Source organism: Enterobacter sp. ENT02 (genome assembly GCF_019219165.1).
Taxonomy (GTDB): Bacteria; Pseudomonadota; Gammaproteobacteria; order Enterobacterales; family Enterobacteriaceae; genus Enterobacter; species Enterobacter mori.
This window is the reverse complement of sequence record NZ_JAHUWD010000003.1, coordinates 411,994-428,858: the sequence shown is the minus strand read 5'-3', so window position 1 is coordinate 428,858 and position 16,865 is coordinate 411,994. Positions and strand designations below refer to the sequence as shown.

The window sequence follows — 16,865 nt, the reverse complement described above, 5'->3', positions numbered from 1 at the left end:
ATCAGGTTAATTCATCATTTACGGAGAAAATTTATGTTTACTGTATTCAGGCGACTGCTGGTCTGCCTGCTTTGGCTATGGCTGCCCCTCAGCCAGGCCGCCGACAGCGGCTGGCTGCGTGCCGCCGATAATCAACACGCCAGCGTCAGGCTGCGCGCGCAGCCTGACAATAATGGCGATATCCGCCTGCTGCTGGATGTCGCCCTTGAAAAAGGGTGGAAAACCTACTGGCGCTCGCCGGGAGAAGGGGGCGTTGCCCCTGCCATTCTATGGCATCAACCGGTTGATGCCACCTGGCGCTGGCCTACGCCCGAGCGTTTCGACGTTGCTGGCATCACCACGCAGGGTTATCACGGCGACGTGAGTTTTCCCATTACGGTGCGTGGCGAGTCGCCAAAAACCCTGAGCGGCGTGCTGACGCTGTCTACCTGCAGCAACGTCTGTATTCTCACCGACTACCCGTTCTCTCTGGATCTGACGACCAGCGCGGGCGGCGACTTTGATTACGATTACCGTCGGGCGATGGGCACGCTACCGCTCAGTAGCGGATTGACGTCAGCGATTAGCGCCAGCTACACCTCCGGCAAGCTGACCGTAACGGCACAACGTGACGCAGGCTGGCAGCTGCCCTCGCTGTTTATCGACAGCATGGACGATGTTGATTTCGGCAAGCCAACCTTTTCCGTGCGCAGCGGGTCTCTTGTCGCCACCATCCCGGTGACGGACAGCTGGGGCGACGCTGCACCTGACATCAGCGGCAAAACGCTGTCAGTCGTTCTCGCGGATAGCGGCCAGGCGCAGGCGTCCAGTCTGGATATCGGGAAAGGTACCCTCACGCCAGCGTTCTCGTTAGGCTGGGTGCTGCTGATGGCGCTGGCTGGCGGCCTGATCCTGAACGTCATGCCCTGCGTGCTGCCCGTTCTGGCCATGAAGCTCGGCACGCTGATGCAAACAGAACGTCAGGCGCGCGGCCAGATACGCAGGCAGTTTCTTGCCTCGGTAGGCGGGATCGTCATTTCGTTCCTTGCGCTGGCGCTAATGATGACGGTGCTGCGTTTAGGTAATCAGGCGCTCGGCTGGGGGATCCAGTTCCAGAACCCGTGGTTTATCGCTGCGATGGCGCTGGTGATGGTGCTGTTCAGTGCCAGCCTGCTGGGATTGTTTGAGATCCGCCTCCCCTCCTCTGCCAGCACCTTCCTTGCCACGCGCGGCGGCAACGGGCTCGCGGGCCATTTCTGGCAAGGCGCGTTTGCCACCCTGCTGGCAACGCCCTGCACCGCGCCGTTCCTGGGTACTGCCGTGTCGGTTGCGCTGGCGGCACCGCTCCCGCTGCTGTGGGGCATCTTCTTTGCGATGGGTGTCGGCATGAGCCTTCCCTGGCTGCTGGTGGCGGCCTGGCCGGGGCTGGCACAGAGGCTGCCGCGTCCAGGGCGCTGGATGAACGTGGTGCGAGTGATATTGGGATTGATGATGCTCGGCTCATCCCTGTGGCTGCTGAGCCTGCTGGTGGTGCATATCGGCACGCTGCCCGTCATCACGCTGGGTGTGACGCTGATCCTTATCCTGCTGCTGGTTACTGCCTGGCGCTACCGCTGGCAAACCGCGCTGCGTGCCGGTGCCTTTGCCCTGGTCGTTGCCGCCGCAGCGGCGTTTATAACCGCCCCCGGCGGGGAGCACGGCCGTCGCGATCGGGTGAACTGGCAGCCGCTGAGTGAAGAGGCGATTGCCCGCGCGCTGGCTGACAACAAGCGGGTGTTTGTTGACGTGACCGCCGACTGGTGCGTGACCTGTAAAGCCAATAAGTACAACGTTCTGCTGCGCGACGACGTGCAGGATGCGCTTTCCGCACCGGATATTGTCGCCCTGCGCGGAGACTGGAGCCGTCCTTCCGACAGCATTAGTCAGTTCTTAACCACGCGCGGCAGCGCCGCCGTGCCGTTTAACCAGATTTACGGGCCGGGATTACCGCAGGGCCACGTGCTGCCTGCGTTATTAAGCCGCGACGCGGTGCTTACCACCCTGTCCGATGCGAAAGGAAAATAACATGAGAACCTTTATTGCCTTGCTTATGCTGTCTTTATCCACGTTCAGCGTCGCCGCGCCGTCGGATGACGCGTCCAGTGACCAGTTGGCTAAACTGCTGTTCAACGACCCCAATAGCCCGCGTACCGGCGCGAAAGCGCCAAAGCTGATTATTGTCTCTTTCACTGACTACAACTGCCCTTACTGCAAGCAGTTCGACCCTAAGCTTGAGAAAATCGTGCATGACAACCCGAACGTGCAGCTCATCGTTAAGCTGTTACCGTTCAAGGGCCAAAGCTCGGTGAATGCGGCAAAAGCGGCGCTTTCGGTTTGGCAGCAACAGCCTGATAAATTCTGGGCGCTGCACCAGCGGTTGATGATGAAAAAAGGGTATCACGACGATGCCAGCATCGCGGCGGCTCAGACAAAGACCGGGACGGACAGCATTAAGACGGAGGATAAAACCATGGACTCTCTGAAAATGAACCTGATCCTGTCGCAGGTGTTGAATATTCAGGGCACCCCGGCGACCATCATTGGCGACCAGATGGTCGCGGGAGCCATTCCTTATGAGGATCTGGAGGCGCTGGTGAAAGAACAGCTGACGCAAGCTCGTGGCCAGTAAGCTCCCGCGCCTGGTGCGCGAACTCGCAATGTGGCTGCTGATCGGCGTTGCCGTGAGCCTGGCGGTAGATTATTTCCGCCAGCCCGAGCTGCCGCAGAATTTCGCCTCAGCCGCGCTGCAAACGCTCGACGGTAAGCCCGTCGACCTTATCGCCATGAGTGAGGAACGTCCGCTGCTGGTGTACGTCTGGGCTACCTGGTGTGGCGTATGCCGCTACACCACGCCATCCGTATCGTCACTTGCCGCAGAGGGCGGCAACGTGATGTCGGTTGCGCTGCGCTCCGGTGATAACGCCACGCTGGAGAGATGGCTGGCGAAGAAGAAGATGACGCTGCCGACGGTCAACGACGCCAGCGGAAGCCTGTCTCGCCAGTGGGACGTGCAGGTCACGCCCACGCTGGTGGTGATCTCTCACGGAGAGGTGAAGTCGATCACCACCGGCTGGACCAGCAGCTGGGGCATGCGGCTGCGGCTGTGGCTTGCGTCGTAGTTGTTACTTTCCGCCCGCCAGTTCCAGGAAGCTGCCGGTCACGTAGGAGGCTTTGTCGCTCAGCAGCCAGGTAATGGCCTGAGCGACTTCCTCCGGCTGGCCGCCGCGCTGCATGGGCAGCATGGATTTCACCCGATCCACGCGCCCCGGCTCGCCGCCGGAGGCGTGGATATCGGTATAGATCAGCCCGGGGCGTACGCAGTTGACGCGAATGCCCTGTGCTGCCACCTCCAGCGATAATCCCGTCGTCAGCGAGTCCACCGCCCCTTTGGAGGCGGCGTAATCCACATATTCCCCCGGTGCGCCCAGACGGGAGGCGGCGGAAGAGACGTTCACTATCGCGCCTCCTTTACCACCATGTTTGTGCGACATACGCTTTACCGCCTCGCGACAGCAGAGAAAATAACCCGTGACGTTGGTGGCCAGCACGCGGTTAATGCGCTCGGCTGAGAGGCTTTCGATGGTCGACTGCTCGAACAGAATACCCGCGTTGTTCACCAGCGCCGTTAGCGGCTCGCCTTCACGATCGATACTGTCAAACATCGCCATAACCTGCGCTTCATCACTGATATCCGCGCGCACGGCAAACGCTTTACCGCCTGCCTCAACAATCTGATTGATCACGTCCGTCGCGGCCTTGATGTTATGGTGAAAATTCACCGCCACGGTGTAGCCTTCACGTGCCAGCTGCAGCGCAGTGGCTTTACCGATGCCCCGGCTCGCGCCGGTGACGAGTGCAATTGCCATTCGCTTCTCCCAATAAAAAAGCCGGGTGGCGGCTTCGCCTTACCCGGCCTACGTTACTACATCAGCATTATTACTGGTATTCGCTCATCGGCACGCAGGAGCAGAACAGGTTACGGTCGCCGTAGACGTCATCGAGACGCTTCACGGTCGGCCAGTATTTGTTTGCCACGCCTGCCGGGAAGACCGCCAGCTCGCGGGAATAACCGTGGTTCCACTCTGCGACCATCTCGTGCTGGGTGTGCGGTGCGTTGACCAGCGGGTTATCTTCCAGCGTCCACTCACCGTCCTGCACGCGGTCGATCTCCATGCGGATCGCCAGCATCGCGTCGATAAAGCGGTCCAGCTCGGCTTTGCTCTCCGACTCCGTTGGCTCAACCATCAGCGTACCCGCCACCGGGAACGACATGGTTGGCGCATGGAAGCCGTAGTCGATCAGACGCTTGGCGATATCCAGTTCGCTAATGCCGGTCTGCTCTTTCAGCGGACGAATATCAAGGATGCACTCGTGCGCCACGCGACCGTCGCGGCCGGTGTAGAGCACCGGGAAGGCGGACTTCAGGCGAGTCGCAATATAGTTGGCGTTGAGGATTGCCACCTGACTCGCCTGCTTCAGTCCTTCCGCACCCATCATGCGGATATACATCCAGCTGATTGGCAGGATAGAGGCGCTGCCGAACGGTGCCGCTGAGACCGCGCCCTGACGGGTCAGCATGCCTTCAATCTGCACTACGCTGTGGCCTGGCACAAACGGTGCCAGATGCGCTTTCACGCCGATTGGGCCCATACCCGGGCCGCCGCCGCCGTGCGGAATGCAGAAGGTTTTGTGCAGGTTCAGGTGCGACACGTCCGCACCGATAAAGCCTGGAGAGGTAATGCCCACCTGCGCGTTCATGTTCGCGCCGTCGAGGTAAACCTGACCGCCGAACTGGTGCACCACTTCGCACACTTCACGGATGGTCTCTTCGTACACGCCGTGAGTGGACGGGTAGGTCACCATGATGCAGGAGAGCTTGTCACCCGCCTGCTCGGCTTTCGCACGAAGGTCAGCCAGATCGATGTTGCCGTTCTTATCGCACGCCACCACCACCACTTCCATGCCCGCCATCTGGGCAGAGGCCGGGTTGGTACCGTGCGCGGAGCTTGGGATAAGGCAGATATCGCGATGCCCTTCGCTGCGGCTTTCGTGATAGTGACGGATCGCCAGCAGGCCCGCGTACTCGCCCTGCGCGCCGGAGTTCGGCTGCATGCAGAGCGCGTCATAACCGGTCAGCTTCACCAGCCAGTCGGAAAGCTGGTTGATCATCATGTGATAACCTTCCGCCTGCTCTGGCGGGCAGAACGGGTGCAGCTCGGAGAATTCAGGCCAGGTGATTGGGATCATCTCTGCCGCGGCGTTCAGCTTCATGGTGCAGGATCCCAGCGGGATCATCGCCTGGTTCAGCGCCAGATCCTTGCGCTCCAGAGAGTGCATATAGCGCATCATCTCGGTTTCGCTGTGGTAGCGATTAAAGACCGGGTGCGTCAGGATCGCATCGTTACGCAGCATGCTTTCCTGAATGGAGCGGCTGTCGAGCGCCACGTCTTTGTCCAGCGTATCAACGTCCAGACCGTGCGCGTCACCCAGCAACACGTTGAACAGGTTCAGGATATCGTCGCGGGTGGTGCTTTCATCCAGCGTAATGCCGACGGCGTTGTGAATGTCGCTGCGCAGGTTGATCTCTGCTGCATCCGCGCGTGCCAGCACGGCCGCTTTGTCCACCACGTCCACGCACAGGGTGTCGAAGTAGTGAGCGTGGCGCAGCTTAAGGCCTTTCTGCTGCAGACCGCAGGCCAGAATATCGGCCAGGCGATGAATGCGGCTGGCAATACGCTTCAGGCCAGCCGGGCCGTGGAACACGGCGTACAGGCTGGCGATGTTGGCCAGCAGCACCTGGGAGGTACAGATGTTAGAGTTCGCTTTCTCGCGGCGGATATGCTGCTCGCGGGTCTGCATCGCCATGCGCAGCGCGGTGTTACCGGCAGCATCTTTTGAGACGCCGATAATACGGCCAGGCATGGAGCGTTTGAATTCATCTTTCGCGCCGAAGAACGCCGCATGCGGGCCGCCGTAGCCCATCGGCACGCCGAAGCGTTGCGCAGAACCGAAGACAATATCCGCGCCCTGTTTGCCCGGCGCCGTCAGCAGCACCAGCGCCATAAAATCGGCGGCAACGCTGACAACCACTTTGCGGGACTTCAGCTCGGCAATCAGCGCGCCGTAGTCGTGAACTTCACCCGTCGTACCTACCTGCTGCAGCAGCACGCCGAAGACGTCCTGGTGATCCAGCACTTTGTCAGCGTCGTCGACGATCACGTCAAAGCCGAAGGTTTCCGCACGGGTGCGCACCACGTCCAGCGTTTGCGGATGCACGTCCGCCGCCACGAAGAAGCGGTTAGCGTTTTTCAGCTTGCTCACGCGTTTTGCCATCGCCATTGCTTCGGCGGCGGCGGTCGCTTCATCCAGCAGCGAAGCGGAGGCGATATCCATACCGGTCAGATCCAGCGTCACCTGCTGGAAGTTCAGCAGCGCTTCCAGACGGCCCTGGGAGACTTCTGGCTGATAAGGGGTGTAAGCGGTGTACCAGCCCGGGTTTTCCAGCATGTTGCGCAGGATAACCGGCGGCAACTGCACGTTGGTGTAGCCCATGCCAATGTAAGACTTATAGCGCTTGTTCAGGCCTGCGATAGCCTTCAGCTCCGCCAGAGCGGCGAATTCCGTGGTGGCCTCCCCGACCTGAGGCGGCGTGGCAAGCTGGATGTCTTTTGGCACAATCTGGCCGATCAGTGCGTTTAATGAATCCGCGCCAACTGTCTTCAGCATCTCCTGCTGTTGCTGAGCATCCGGCCCAATGTGACGTTCAATGAAGGCGCCACGGTTTTCAAGCTGGCTTAAAGTCTGTGTCATGAGCGATGGTTCCTGAAACGTGCAGTGAATTTAAGTTCCCTCTCCCTCCGGGAGAGGGTTAGGGTGAGGGGAAGACTGGCACCCTCACCCCTGCCCTCTCCCGGAGGGAGAGGGGGATAAACAATTACTCGTCTTCTAACAGTGCTTCGTATGCGGTCGCATCCAGCAGCGCGGCAACCTGAGATTCGTCGCTGGCTTTGATCTTGAAGATCCAGCCGCCTTCATACGGCTCGCTGTTCACCAGCTCTGGCGAATCGCTCAGCGCGTCGTTAACGGCAACGATTTCACCGCTCACAGGAGCGTAGATGTCAGAAGCCGCTTTTACGGACTCCGCTACGGCGCAGTCGTCGCCCGCGCTAACGGTCGTGCCCACATCAGGCAGGTCAACAAACACCATGTCGCCCAGCAGCTCTTGCGCATGCTCGGTGATCCCTACGGTGTAAGTGCCGTCTGCCTCTTTGCGCAGCCACTCGTGTTCTTTGCTGTATTTCAGTTCTGCTGGCACATTGCTCATTGAAGTTCTCCTGATAAAAATGATTAGGCGACCGGCTTACCGGCGCGAACAAAAATCGGTTTGGTCACGTTGACCGGCATTTCGCGGTTGCGGATTTGCACTACCGCCGTTTCGCCAATGCCCGCCGGCACGCGTGCCAGTGCAATACTGTAGCCCAGCGTCGGGGAGAAGGTACCGCTGGTGATCACGCCTTCGCGATGATTGCCGTCGGCATCGGTGAAGCGCACCGGCAGTTCGCCGCGCAGCACGCCTTTTTCCGTCATCACCAGACCAACCAGCTGTTCAGTGCCCTTCTCGCGCTGCATCTCCAGCGCTTCACGGCCAATAAAGTCGCGGTCAGCCGGTTCCCACGCGATGGTCCAGCCCATATTGGCGGCCAGCGGAGAGACGCTTTCGTCCATCTCCTGACCGTAGAGGTTCATCCCCGCTTCCAGACGCAGCGTATCGCGCGCGCCCAGACCCGCAGGCTTCACGCCCGCTTCCACCAGCGCGCGCCAGAAATCAGCGGCCTTCTCGTTTGGCATCGCAATTTCGTAGCCCGCTTCACCGGTGTAGCCGGTGGTGGCGATAAACAGATCGCCCGCCTGCACGCCGAAGAACGGCTTCATGCCTTCGGTTGCTTTGCGCTGCTCGTCGGTAAACAGAGACGCGGCTTTCGCCTGCGCGTTAGGACCCTGCACGGCGATCAGCGACAGATCGTCACGGACGGTGATATCGATGGCATAAGGTTCGGCGTGTTGGGTGATCCAGGAGAGGTCTTTTTCGCGGGTGGAGGAGTTTACAACGAGGCGGAAGAAATCTTCAGTGAAGTAATAGACGATAAGGTCATCAATCACGCCGCCCGAGGCATTCAGCATGCCGGTGTAGAGCGCTTTGCCCGGCGTCTTCAGTTTAGCGACGTCGTTTGCCAGCAGATAACGCAAGAACTCCCGGGTGCGGCTACCGCGCAGATCGACAATCGTCATGTGTGACACGTCGAACATACCGGCATCGGTGCGCACCGCGTGGTGCTCATCAATCTGCGAGCCGTAGTGCAGCGGCATCATCCAGCCGTGGAAGTCCACCATGCGGGCGCCGCATAACACGTGTTGTTCGTACAAAGGAGTCTGTTGAGCCATCTTGTCCTCGTTGAAAAATTCACCGTGAAACCCGGTATCGGCCTCGTTCCCGAATGCCGACGCAAACGTTCTCTTTTACCTGAACTTACCACCGAACCCGGCGGTTAACCATAAGGTAAAACGGGCCATCACATTAGCTTATGACCAAAAAACGCTGAAAAGCCTACAGAGTTATTCACTGGAAAAATGCGATTAACCCCGCACAAAATTAACAATGATCTAACAGGATTTAGCACATGGTGATATTTCGTGCGGAAAAACGGGCCGAATTTCCGCACCGGAAAAAACGCGACATTAGTTAATCTAATGCGAAAAATGAGGTGGAATTAGATTATTTCAAACGAGGGAATTTCCCCGGCGCAGCGGCCGGGAAAATAAAGTGTGACGGGGATCTAAGTTAGCGCAGCCAGTCAGGGAGATCGTTAAGACCCATCGCCTGACGGAGAAGTTGAGGTTTGACACCAGGAAGCGTATCGGCCAGTTTAAGACCAATATCGCGCAGCAGTTTTTTCGCCGGATTCGCCCCGGCAAACAGCTCCCGGAAGCCCTGCATCCCCGCCAGCATCATCGCCGCACTGTGCTTGCGGCTGCGCTCATAGCGACGCAGGTAGAGATGCTGACCGATATCTTTCCCTTCGCGATGCAGGCGACGCAGTTCTTCTACCAGCTCCGCCGCGTCCATAAAGCCAAGATTAACGCCCTGCCCGGCCAGCGGATGAATGGTATGGGCCGCATCGCCCACCAGCGCCAGACGGTGCGCCGCAAACTGACGCGCGTAGCGGCCGGTTAACGGGAACACCTGACGCTCGCTTTCAAGCGTGCACAAGCCAAGGCGGTTATCAAACGCCATGCACAGCGCCTGGTTAAAGGCATCCGGCGTCGCCTCCTGCATCAGCTGCGCTTTTTCCGGCACCAGTGACCAGACGATAGAGCACAGGTGCGGATCGCTCAGCGGCAGGAACGCCAGAATGCCGTCGTTATGGAAAATCTGCCGCGCCACGCCGCCGTGCGGCTCTTCGGTGCGGATCGTTGCCACCATCGCATGATGGCGGTAATCCCAGAAGGTTAGCGGGATATCGGCTTTGTTGCGCAGCCAGGAGTTCGCACCGTCGGCACCGACCACCAGACGCGCGGTCAGCATGTCGCCGCTGTGTAAGGTGATAAACGCCTCGTTTTCACCCCATGCCACCTGCTGGATCTGCGCGGGCGCAACCAGCGTCACGTCGCTGCACTGCTGCGCTTTCTGCCACAGCGCGTGGTGGATCACCGCGTTTTCGATGATGTGACCCAGATGGCTATAGCCCATGCTTTCATCGTCAAAGGCTATATGACCAAAGCTGTCTTTATCCCACACTTCCATGCCGTGATAGCAGCTGGCGCGCTGCGCCACAATATCTGCCCAGACGCCAAGGTGCGTCAGCAATTTCTCGCTGGCGGCATTGATCGCCGAGACGCGGAGTTCCGGCGGGGCATCCTGCGCGACGGGCTGCGGCGCTTTTTGCTCCAGCACGGCCACGCGAAGGCCGCTGCCCTGTAAACCGCAGGCCAGCGCCAGCCCGACCATACCGCCGCCAACAATGGCGACATCAACATTTTGCACGGTGATAACTCCTTAACGCGCGACCCAACCCAGGGTCCGCTGCGCCAGCACGTCACGTGCCGGAATGAACAGTTCCATCGCCATCAGCCCGAGGTTGCGACCCGCAACCAGCGGTGCCCAGCGATTGGCAAACAGATGTACTAAACCATCGGTAACGCCGATTGTCGCCTCTTTATCGGCCTGGCGTCGCTTCTGGTAATGGCTAAGTACCGAATAAGCGCCACAATCTTTTTGCTCGCCCCATGCCAGCGCCAGCGATTCCGCCAGGCTCATGACATCACGCAGCCCAAGGTTAAATCCTTGTCCGGCAATCGGATGTAATGTCTGCGCGGCGTTGCCGACCAGCGCCACGCGGTGAGATACAGACTGTGATGCGGTGGTTAACGACAGCGGATAGACCGCACGTATCCCCGCATGGGTAATACGCCCGAGTCGCCAGCCGAAGGCTTTCTGCAGCTCGGTACAAAAACGTTCGTCGGACCAGGCCCGAACCTCTTCAGCTTTATCCTGCGGATGACACCAGACAAGCGAACAGCGCCCGTCCGACATCGGCAGCATCGCCAGCGGGCCGTGCTGCGTGAAGCGCTCAAACGCCCGGCCGTTGTGCTCTGCTGCGGTCGCGACGTTCGCAATGACCGCGACCTGCCCGTAAGGCTGCTGCCGCCACTCTACGCCGCACTGCGTGCCGAGCGCCGAACGCGAGCCGTCCGCCGCCACCAGAAGCTGACCGTCTAGAACGGTGCCATTATCGAGCGCTACGCTCACCGCGTCTTCGCTGCGGCTAAAACTGGCGACGCGTGCCGGACAGTGTAGCGTGACGCCAGGCGCACCCTGTAACAGACGGAACAGACGCAGGCCAACGTCGTGGAGTTCAACAACCTGACCCAGCGCGTCGATACGGTAATCATGGGCATCCAGCGTCACAAAACCGGCATGCCCGCGATCGCTCACGTGCACGGTGTTAATTGCCGTGGCGCAATCGGCAATCGCCTGCCAGATGCCAATGCGGGATAGCTGCTGGCAGGTACCCTGCGCCAGGGCAATGGCGCGGGAATCAAAACCCGGATGATTCTTTCCCTGCGGCGCAACGGCTTCAACCAGATGTACCGGGAGCTGGCCCTTCGTCAAATGCGAAATGGCTAACGCCAGCGTGGCGCCGGTCATCCCACCGCCCACGATGATCACGCTCATGCGCGTGCCGCTGCCATCAGCGCCTCAATATCATCGGCGTTCTTCACGACGGTTGCGGTCAGGTTTTCATTGCCGTTTTCGGTGATCACGATGTCGTCTTCGATGCGAATGCCGATCCCGCGGTATTGTTCCGGCACGTCAGCATCCGGCGCGATGTACAGACCCGGCTCAACGGTTAACACCATGCCTGGCTCCAGCACGCGTGAACGTTCAGGACCGTATGCGCCCACGTCATGAACATCCAGACCAAGCCAGTGGCTCAAGCCGTGCATAAAGTACGGACGATGGGCATTCTCGGTAATCAGCGTGTCGACGTCGCCCTTCAGAATGCCGAGTTTCACCAGACCCGTAATCATGATCCGCACCACTTCACCGGTGACATCCTGAATGGAGGTTCCCGGACGATATAACCTGAGCGCCGTTTCCAGGGATTCGAGCACGATGTCGTAAATTTCGCGCTGAGCAGGCGAGAATTTACCGTTCACCGGGAAGGTTCGGGTGATGTCGCCTGCGTAGCCCAGATACTCACACCCGGCGTCAATCAGCACCAGATCGCCGTCGCGGAGCGCGCTTTCGTTCTCGGTGTAGTGCAGAATGCAGCCGTTTTCCCCGCCGCCAACGATGGTGTTGTAGGAGGGATAACGCGCACCGTGGCGGTTAAATTCGTGGTGAATTTCGCCTTCAAGCTGATATTCAAACATGCCGGGACGGCACTTCTCCATGGCGCGAGTGTGCGCCAGGGCGCTGATTTCGCCCGCGCGGCGCAGTACGTTGAGCTCTTCCTCAGACTTAAACAGACGCATCTCATGCACGACCGGGCGCCAGTCTGTGAGGGTTGCGGGCGCTGACAGGTTCTGCCGCGAACCTTTACGCAGCTTATCCAGCGCGGTGAAGACAATCTCATCCGCATACGCATATTCGCCCTGGGCGTGATACAGCACGTCCAGACCGTTGAGCAGTTGGTAAAGCTGCTGGTTGATTTCGCTAAAGGCCAGCGCGCGGTCAACGCCCAGCTTCGCCGGGGCGGCCTCTTGCCCTAAGCGGCGGCCAAACCATATTTCGGCCGTCAGATCGCGCACGCGGTTGAAAATCACGCTGTGGTTGTGGGTGTCATTGCTCTTGATCAGCACCAGTACCGCTTCCGGCTCGTTAAACCCGGTGAAGTACCAAAAATCGCTGTTCTGGCGATAGGGGTATTCGCTGTCGGCACTGCGCGTCACTTCGGGCGCGGCAAAAATCAGGGCAGCACTTCCCGGCTGCATGCTGGCTAACAGCGCCTGACGACGGCGCAAATACTCTTGATTCGAGATAACCATGACACCCTCCTGTGCGTTATTTTTCTTAATGTAAGGTTGGCTTGCGGACTTCCGGCGCGGTCGGCTGTGAACGCGTAAAGGTGTCGTGGCACAGCAGCGCCGCCACGCGCACGTATTCGATGATCTCTTCGAGGGACATTTCCAGCTCTTCCTGGTCTTCGTCCTCATCGTAGCCGAGCTGTGCAATATTACGCAGATCGTCGATCGCTTCACCCGCTTCGCCGGTCACTTTATCGAGCTTCGGCTGAGACACGCCCAGGCCCAGCAGATAATGGTTTACCCAACCCGCGAGCGCATCCGCGCGATCGAAGACGCTGACGTCGTCCCCATCAGGCAGAAAAAGCTGAAAAAGGAAGCCATCGTCTTCCAGCGAATCACTGGTCGTTGCGTGCATTTTACGCAGCGCTTCTGCCAGTTCGTGACCAAACGCCAGCCCTTCGTTCGTGAGGTCGTGGATCAGCGGCTGCCATGAGCTGTCGCTGTTTCCGCCGCACAGCATGCCACTGATCAGACCGTGCATTTCGGCAGGGGTTAAACCCACTCCCTGCTGGTTCAGTAACTGGTTTAAATCCTTGTAACCAGGCATTTCGTTCTGTATAGACATGCGCATTCGTCATCATTGGGGGGATATTCATGATATGCTACCACTTTGGACCCTGGTGATACCAGAAAAGGGCTTGTATCTTCACATCAGGGTAGCTATAGTGTCGCCCCTTCGCAGCCCCCGGGGCAGTAAGCGAAGGCAGCGCAGTCAATCAGCAGGAAGGTGGCATGTCTGCACAACCCGTCGATCTCCAGATTTTTGGCCGTTCACTGCGAGTGAATTGTCCACCTGAACAAAGGGATGCTTTGAATCAGGCTGCGGACGATTTGAATCAGCGGTTGCAAGATCTAAAAGAACGCACTAGAGTCACAAATACTGAGCAGCTGGTTTTCATCGCCGCGTTGAACATCAGCTATGAACTGACTCAGGAAAAAGCGAAGACCCGCGACTACGCGGCAAGCATGGAGCAGCGCATTAAAATGCTCCAGCAGACCATAGAACAGGCATTGCTTGATCAAGGTCGCAATCCCGAAAGACCGGGACCAAAGTTTGAATAACACTTCTCAGTTGACTATGGTAGAGTAACTGTGAAGACAAAATTTCTCTGAGATGTTCGCAAGCGGGCCAGTCCCCTGAGCCGATATTTCATACCACAAGAATGTGGCGCTCCATGGTTGGTGAGCATGCTCGGTCCGTCCGAGAAGCCTTAAAACTATGACGACACATTCACCTTGAACCAAGGGTTCAAGGGTTACAGCCTGCGGCGGCATCTCGGAGATTCCCTCTCTTTTCTTCTACCGACTACCATGACTCAATTCCCTGAAGTTTCTGCTTCACGCCAGGATATCCGTCAGTTAATTCGTCAGCGCCGCCGTGCGTTAACCCCCGATCAGCAAGCGCATTTTGCCCAGCAGGCCGCCGCCCGTATGATGGCGTATCCCCCTGTCGTGATGGCGCACACCGTTGCGCTGTTTCTGTCATTTGACGGAGAGCTGGATACCCAGCCGCTGATAGAACAGCTCTGGCGCGCCGGGAAGAAGGTGTATCTGCCGGTGCTGCATCCGTTTAGCGACGGTAATCTGCTGTTTCTGCACTACCACCCGCACAGCGAGCTGGTGGTGAATCGCCTGAAAATCACCGAGCCGAAACTCGACGTCCGCGATGTGCTGCCGCTCTCTGAGCTGGACGTGCTGATCACGCCGCTGGTGGCGTTTGATGAACAGGGCCAGCGTTTAGGGATGGGCGGCGGTTTTTATGACAGAACGCTGCAAAACTGGCAGCAGTACGGGCTACAACCGGTGGGTTACGCGCATGATTGTCAGGGCGTGGAGGCGTTGCCGGTGGAGAAATGGGATGTGCCGTTACCGGCGGTGGTAACGCCCAGTAAAACCTGGACCTGGTAGAATAAAGCCGGGTGGCGCTTACGCTTACCCGGCCTACATAACCTCAACGTAGGTCGGGTAAGGCGCAGCCGCCACCCGACACCACAAACCGCCAATTAGTACAACAGACGCGCGCGAATCGTCCCCGGAATCGCCTTCATGCTTTGCAGCGCTTTCTCGGCCACATCGTCATCCGCTTCGATATCAATAACCACATAGCCCATCTGCGAGTTGGTCTGCAGATACTGCGCGGCAATGTTAACGCCCTGCTCGGCAAAGATCTGGTTGATGGCGGTCAGCACGCCTGGACGGTTTTCGTGGATGTGCAGCAGACGACGACCGCCGTGCAGCGGCAGAGACACTTCCGGGAAGTTCACGGCAGAGAGCGTAGAACCATTGTCGGAGTATTTGCTCAGCTTACCCGCTACTTCCAGACCGATATTCTCCTGCGCTTCCTGAGTCGAACCGCCGATGTGTGGCGTCAGAATAACGTTGTCGAACTCGCACAGCGGAGAGGTGAACGGATCGCTGTTGGTGGCGGGCTCCGTCGGGAACACGTCGATGGCCGCGCCCGCAAGATGCTTACGCTTCAGTGCATCTGCCAGTGCCGGGATATCGACAACCGTGCCGCGCGCGGCGTTGATCAGCAGTGAGCCCGGCTTCATCAGCGCCAGCTCTTCTGCGCCCATCATGTTTTTGGTGGAGGCATTTTCCGGCACGTGCAGGCTTACCACGTCGCTCATGTTCAGCAGGTCAGACAGATGTTGAACCTGGGTCGCATTGCCCAGCGGCAGCTTGCTTTCGATATCGTAGAAGAACACGTGCATACCCAGGGATTCCGCCAGAATACCGAGCTGCGTACCAATGTGGCCGTAGCCGATAATCCCCAGCTTTTTACCACGCGCTTCGAAAGAGCCGGACGCCAGTTTGTTCCACACGCCGCGGTGCGCCTTGGCGTTCGCTTCAGGAATGCCGCGGAGCAGCAGCAGCAGTTCGCCAATCACCAGCTCCGCCACGGAACGGGTGTTGGAGAACGGGGCGTTAAATACGGGAATACCGCGTTTGGCGGCAGCATTCAGGTCAACCTGGTTGGTACCGATGCAGAAGCAGCCGATAGCCACCAGCTTTTCCGCCGCGGCAATAACGTCTTCAGTCAGATGAGTACGGGATCGCAGGCCAATGAAGTGGGCATCACGGATGGACGCTTTCAGCTCTTCGGTATCGAGCGCGCCTTTGTGAAATTCGATGTTGGTGTAACCTGCCGCACGAAGGCTATCGATTGCTTTTTGATGCACGCCCTCGACCAGCAGGAATTTAATCTTGTCTTTCTCCAGTGATACCTTTGCCATTTACCCGACCCTGTTTTTGTCTGAACTGATGTTGTGCTGGATATGAATCCGCTGTAGCCAACATATCAAAAAAAACTATTGCAGCAATATGAACGTTTGCGTCGGCACTCTGAAGAAAAGTCATCCAGGGCAAAATGTCAGAGGAAAATGCTATGGAAATTTACAAACATGGCAGGATCGGCAAAAGAGGTTCAAAAACGTGATACAAGTCACCGAATTTAGCTTTTCAAAAATTTTTTAGCGGGGGGAGGACTCCCCCCGTCAGATCATTTTACGATGGTTTTCACGCCGTCAGCCGTGCCGATCAGCGCCACATCCGCGCCACGGTTGGCAAATAACCCTACGGTCACTACGCCTGGGATAGCGTTGATGGCATTTTCCAGTGCTACTGCGTCGAGGATTTCCAGACCGTGAACGTCGAGGATCACGTTACCGTTATCGGTGACTACGCCCTGACGATATTCCGGACGACCGCCCAGCTTCACCAACTGACGCGCAACCGCGCTACGGGCCATAGGGATCACTTCGACCGGCAGCGGGAAGTTCCCCAGGATGTCGACCTGCTTGGAGGCGTCCGCGATACAGATGAACTTGTCCGCTACAGAAGCGATGATCTTTTCACGCGTCAGCGCCGCGCCACCGCCCTTGATCATCTGCATATGGCCGTTGATCTCATCCGCGCCATCAACGTAAATGCCCAGACGATCCACTTCGTTGAGATCGAAAACGGTAATGCCGAGGCTTTTCAGCTTTTCCGTGGAAGCATCGGAGCTGGAAACCGCGCCCTCGATCTGCCCCTTCATCGTGCCCAGGGCATCGATAAAGTGTGCCGCCGTTGACCCCGTACCAACACCGACAATGGTACCCGGCTGTACGTACTGGAGAGCGGCCCATCCTACTGCTTTTTTCAGTTCATCCTGCGTCATGATCGTTTTGCCTGTGGTGTGAAAACTCAGGGCGCATTATAGAACACGTCGGATGGATTTCGTCTGCCACGAAGGGAAAATTGTGTCATAGTGCAGA

Annotated in this window: 15 protein-coding genes and 1 other RNA gene; 6 read left to right on the top strand and 10 right to left on the bottom strand. The window is 58.4% G+C overall.

Annotated elements, in window-relative coordinates; genetic code table 11:
• Positions 1-33: 33 nt before the first annotated feature.
• Genes KW829_RS13035 through KW829_RS13025 form a run of 3 tightly spaced genes read left to right on the top strand, consistent with a single transcriptional unit; the run spans position 34 to position 3,137 of the window.
• On the top strand, positions 34-2,043 hold the full coding sequence (locus KW829_RS13035) for a protein-disulfide reductase DsbD (protein ID WP_218308368.1): 2,010 nt from the start codon (positions 34-36) through the stop codon (positions 2,041-2,043).
• A gap of 1 nt (position 2,044) precedes the next feature.
• Complete coding sequence (locus KW829_RS13030; RefSeq protein ID WP_218308367.1) at positions 2,045-2,647, top strand: DsbA family protein; 603 nt, start codon at positions 2,045-2,047, stop codon at positions 2,645-2,647.
• A complete protein-coding gene (locus KW829_RS13025) occupies positions 2,637-3,137 on the top strand; it encodes a protein disulfide oxidoreductase (RefSeq protein ID WP_218308366.1) in 501 nt (166 codons plus the stop codon). The genes KW829_RS13030 and KW829_RS13025 overlap by 11 nt, the downstream gene beginning before the upstream one ends.
• A 3-nt stretch (positions 3,138-3,140) precedes the next feature.
• On the opposite strand, the gene KW829_RS13020 is transcribed toward KW829_RS13025, so the two are convergent.
• From KW829_RS13020 to KW829_RS12985, 8 genes are all read right to left on the bottom strand, one after another.
• The gene (locus tag KW829_RS13020; RefSeq protein WP_089600025.1) at positions 3,141-3,884 is read right to left on the bottom strand and encodes an SDR family oxidoreductase; all 744 of its coding nucleotides are present in this window, start codon (positions 3,882-3,884) and stop codon (positions 3,141-3,143) included.
• 70 nt (positions 3,885-3,954) lie between these two features.
• Positions 3,955-6,828: an aminomethyl-transferring glycine dehydrogenase gene (gene gcvP, locus KW829_RS13015; protein ID WP_218308365.1), complete on the bottom strand. Its 2,874-nt coding sequence runs from the start codon at positions 6,826-6,828 to the stop codon at positions 3,955-3,957.
• A 124-nt stretch (positions 6,829-6,952) separates the two neighbouring features.
• Entirely contained in the window at positions 6,953-7,342 is a 390-nt protein-coding gene (gene gcvH / locus KW829_RS13010) for a glycine cleavage system protein GcvH (RefSeq protein ID WP_008499718.1), read from the bottom strand.
• 23 nt (positions 7,343-7,365) lie between these two features.
• Positions 7,366-8,460, bottom strand: coding sequence for a glycine cleavage system aminomethyltransferase GcvT (gene gcvT / locus KW829_RS13005; protein ID WP_218308364.1), 1,095 nt, complete (start codon positions 8,458-8,460; stop codon positions 7,366-7,368).
• A 397-nt stretch (positions 8,461-8,857) separates the two neighbouring features.
• The gene (ubiI, locus tag KW829_RS13000) at positions 8,858-10,060 is read right to left on the bottom strand and encodes an FAD-dependent 2-octaprenylphenol hydroxylase (RefSeq protein ID WP_218308363.1); all 1,203 of its coding nucleotides are present in this window, start codon (positions 10,058-10,060) and stop codon (positions 8,858-8,860) included.
• Between the two features lie 12 nt (positions 10,061-10,072).
• Entirely contained in the window at positions 10,073-11,251 is a 1,179-nt protein-coding gene (ubiH, locus tag KW829_RS12995) for a 2-octaprenyl-6-methoxyphenyl hydroxylase (RefSeq protein WP_218308362.1), read from the bottom strand.
• Entirely contained in the window at positions 11,248-12,561 is a 1,314-nt protein-coding gene (gene pepP / locus KW829_RS12990; RefSeq protein WP_089600034.1) for a Xaa-Pro aminopeptidase, read from the bottom strand. The genes ubiH and pepP overlap by 4 nt, the downstream gene beginning before the upstream one ends.
• Positions 12,562-12,592: 31 nt before the next feature.
• Positions 12,593-13,171, bottom strand: a complete 579-nt coding sequence (locus KW829_RS12985; RefSeq protein WP_010435353.1) for a YecA family protein — start codon at positions 13,169-13,171, stop codon at positions 12,593-12,595.
• Between the two features lie 167 nt (positions 13,172-13,338).
• On the opposite strand from KW829_RS12985, the gene zapA reads away from it, so the two are divergent.
• The 3 genes from zapA (at position 13,339) to KW829_RS12970 (ending at position 14,514) form a co-directional block, all read left to right on the top strand.
• Positions 13,339-13,668 carry a cell division protein ZapA gene (gene zapA / locus KW829_RS12980; protein WP_006811891.1) on the top strand — a complete coding sequence of 110 codons (330 nt, stop codon included), beginning with the start codon at positions 13,339-13,341 and terminating at the stop codon, positions 13,666-13,668.
• A 41-nt stretch (positions 13,669-13,709) separates the two neighbouring features.
• Positions 13,710-13,893, top strand: a non-coding RNA gene (ssrS, locus tag KW829_RS12975) — 6S RNA.
• A 24-nt stretch (positions 13,894-13,917) separates the two neighbouring features.
• Positions 13,918-14,514, top strand: coding sequence for a 5-formyltetrahydrofolate cyclo-ligase (locus tag KW829_RS12970; RefSeq protein ID WP_218308361.1), 597 nt, complete (start codon positions 13,918-13,920; stop codon positions 14,512-14,514).
• Between the two features lie 95 nt (positions 14,515-14,609).
• Here KW829_RS12970 and serA read toward each other — a convergent pair whose 3' ends face one another.
• Both serA and rpiA read right to left on the bottom strand, forming a co-directional pair.
• Entirely contained in the window at positions 14,610-15,842 is a 1,233-nt protein-coding gene (gene serA / locus KW829_RS12965; RefSeq protein ID WP_089600009.1) for a phosphoglycerate dehydrogenase, read from the bottom strand.
• Between the two features lie 266 nt (positions 15,843-16,108).
• Positions 16,109-16,768, bottom strand: coding sequence for a ribose-5-phosphate isomerase RpiA (rpiA, locus tag KW829_RS12960; RefSeq protein WP_010435366.1), 660 nt, complete (start codon positions 16,766-16,768; stop codon positions 16,109-16,111).
• Positions 16,769-16,865: the final 97 nt, after the last annotated feature.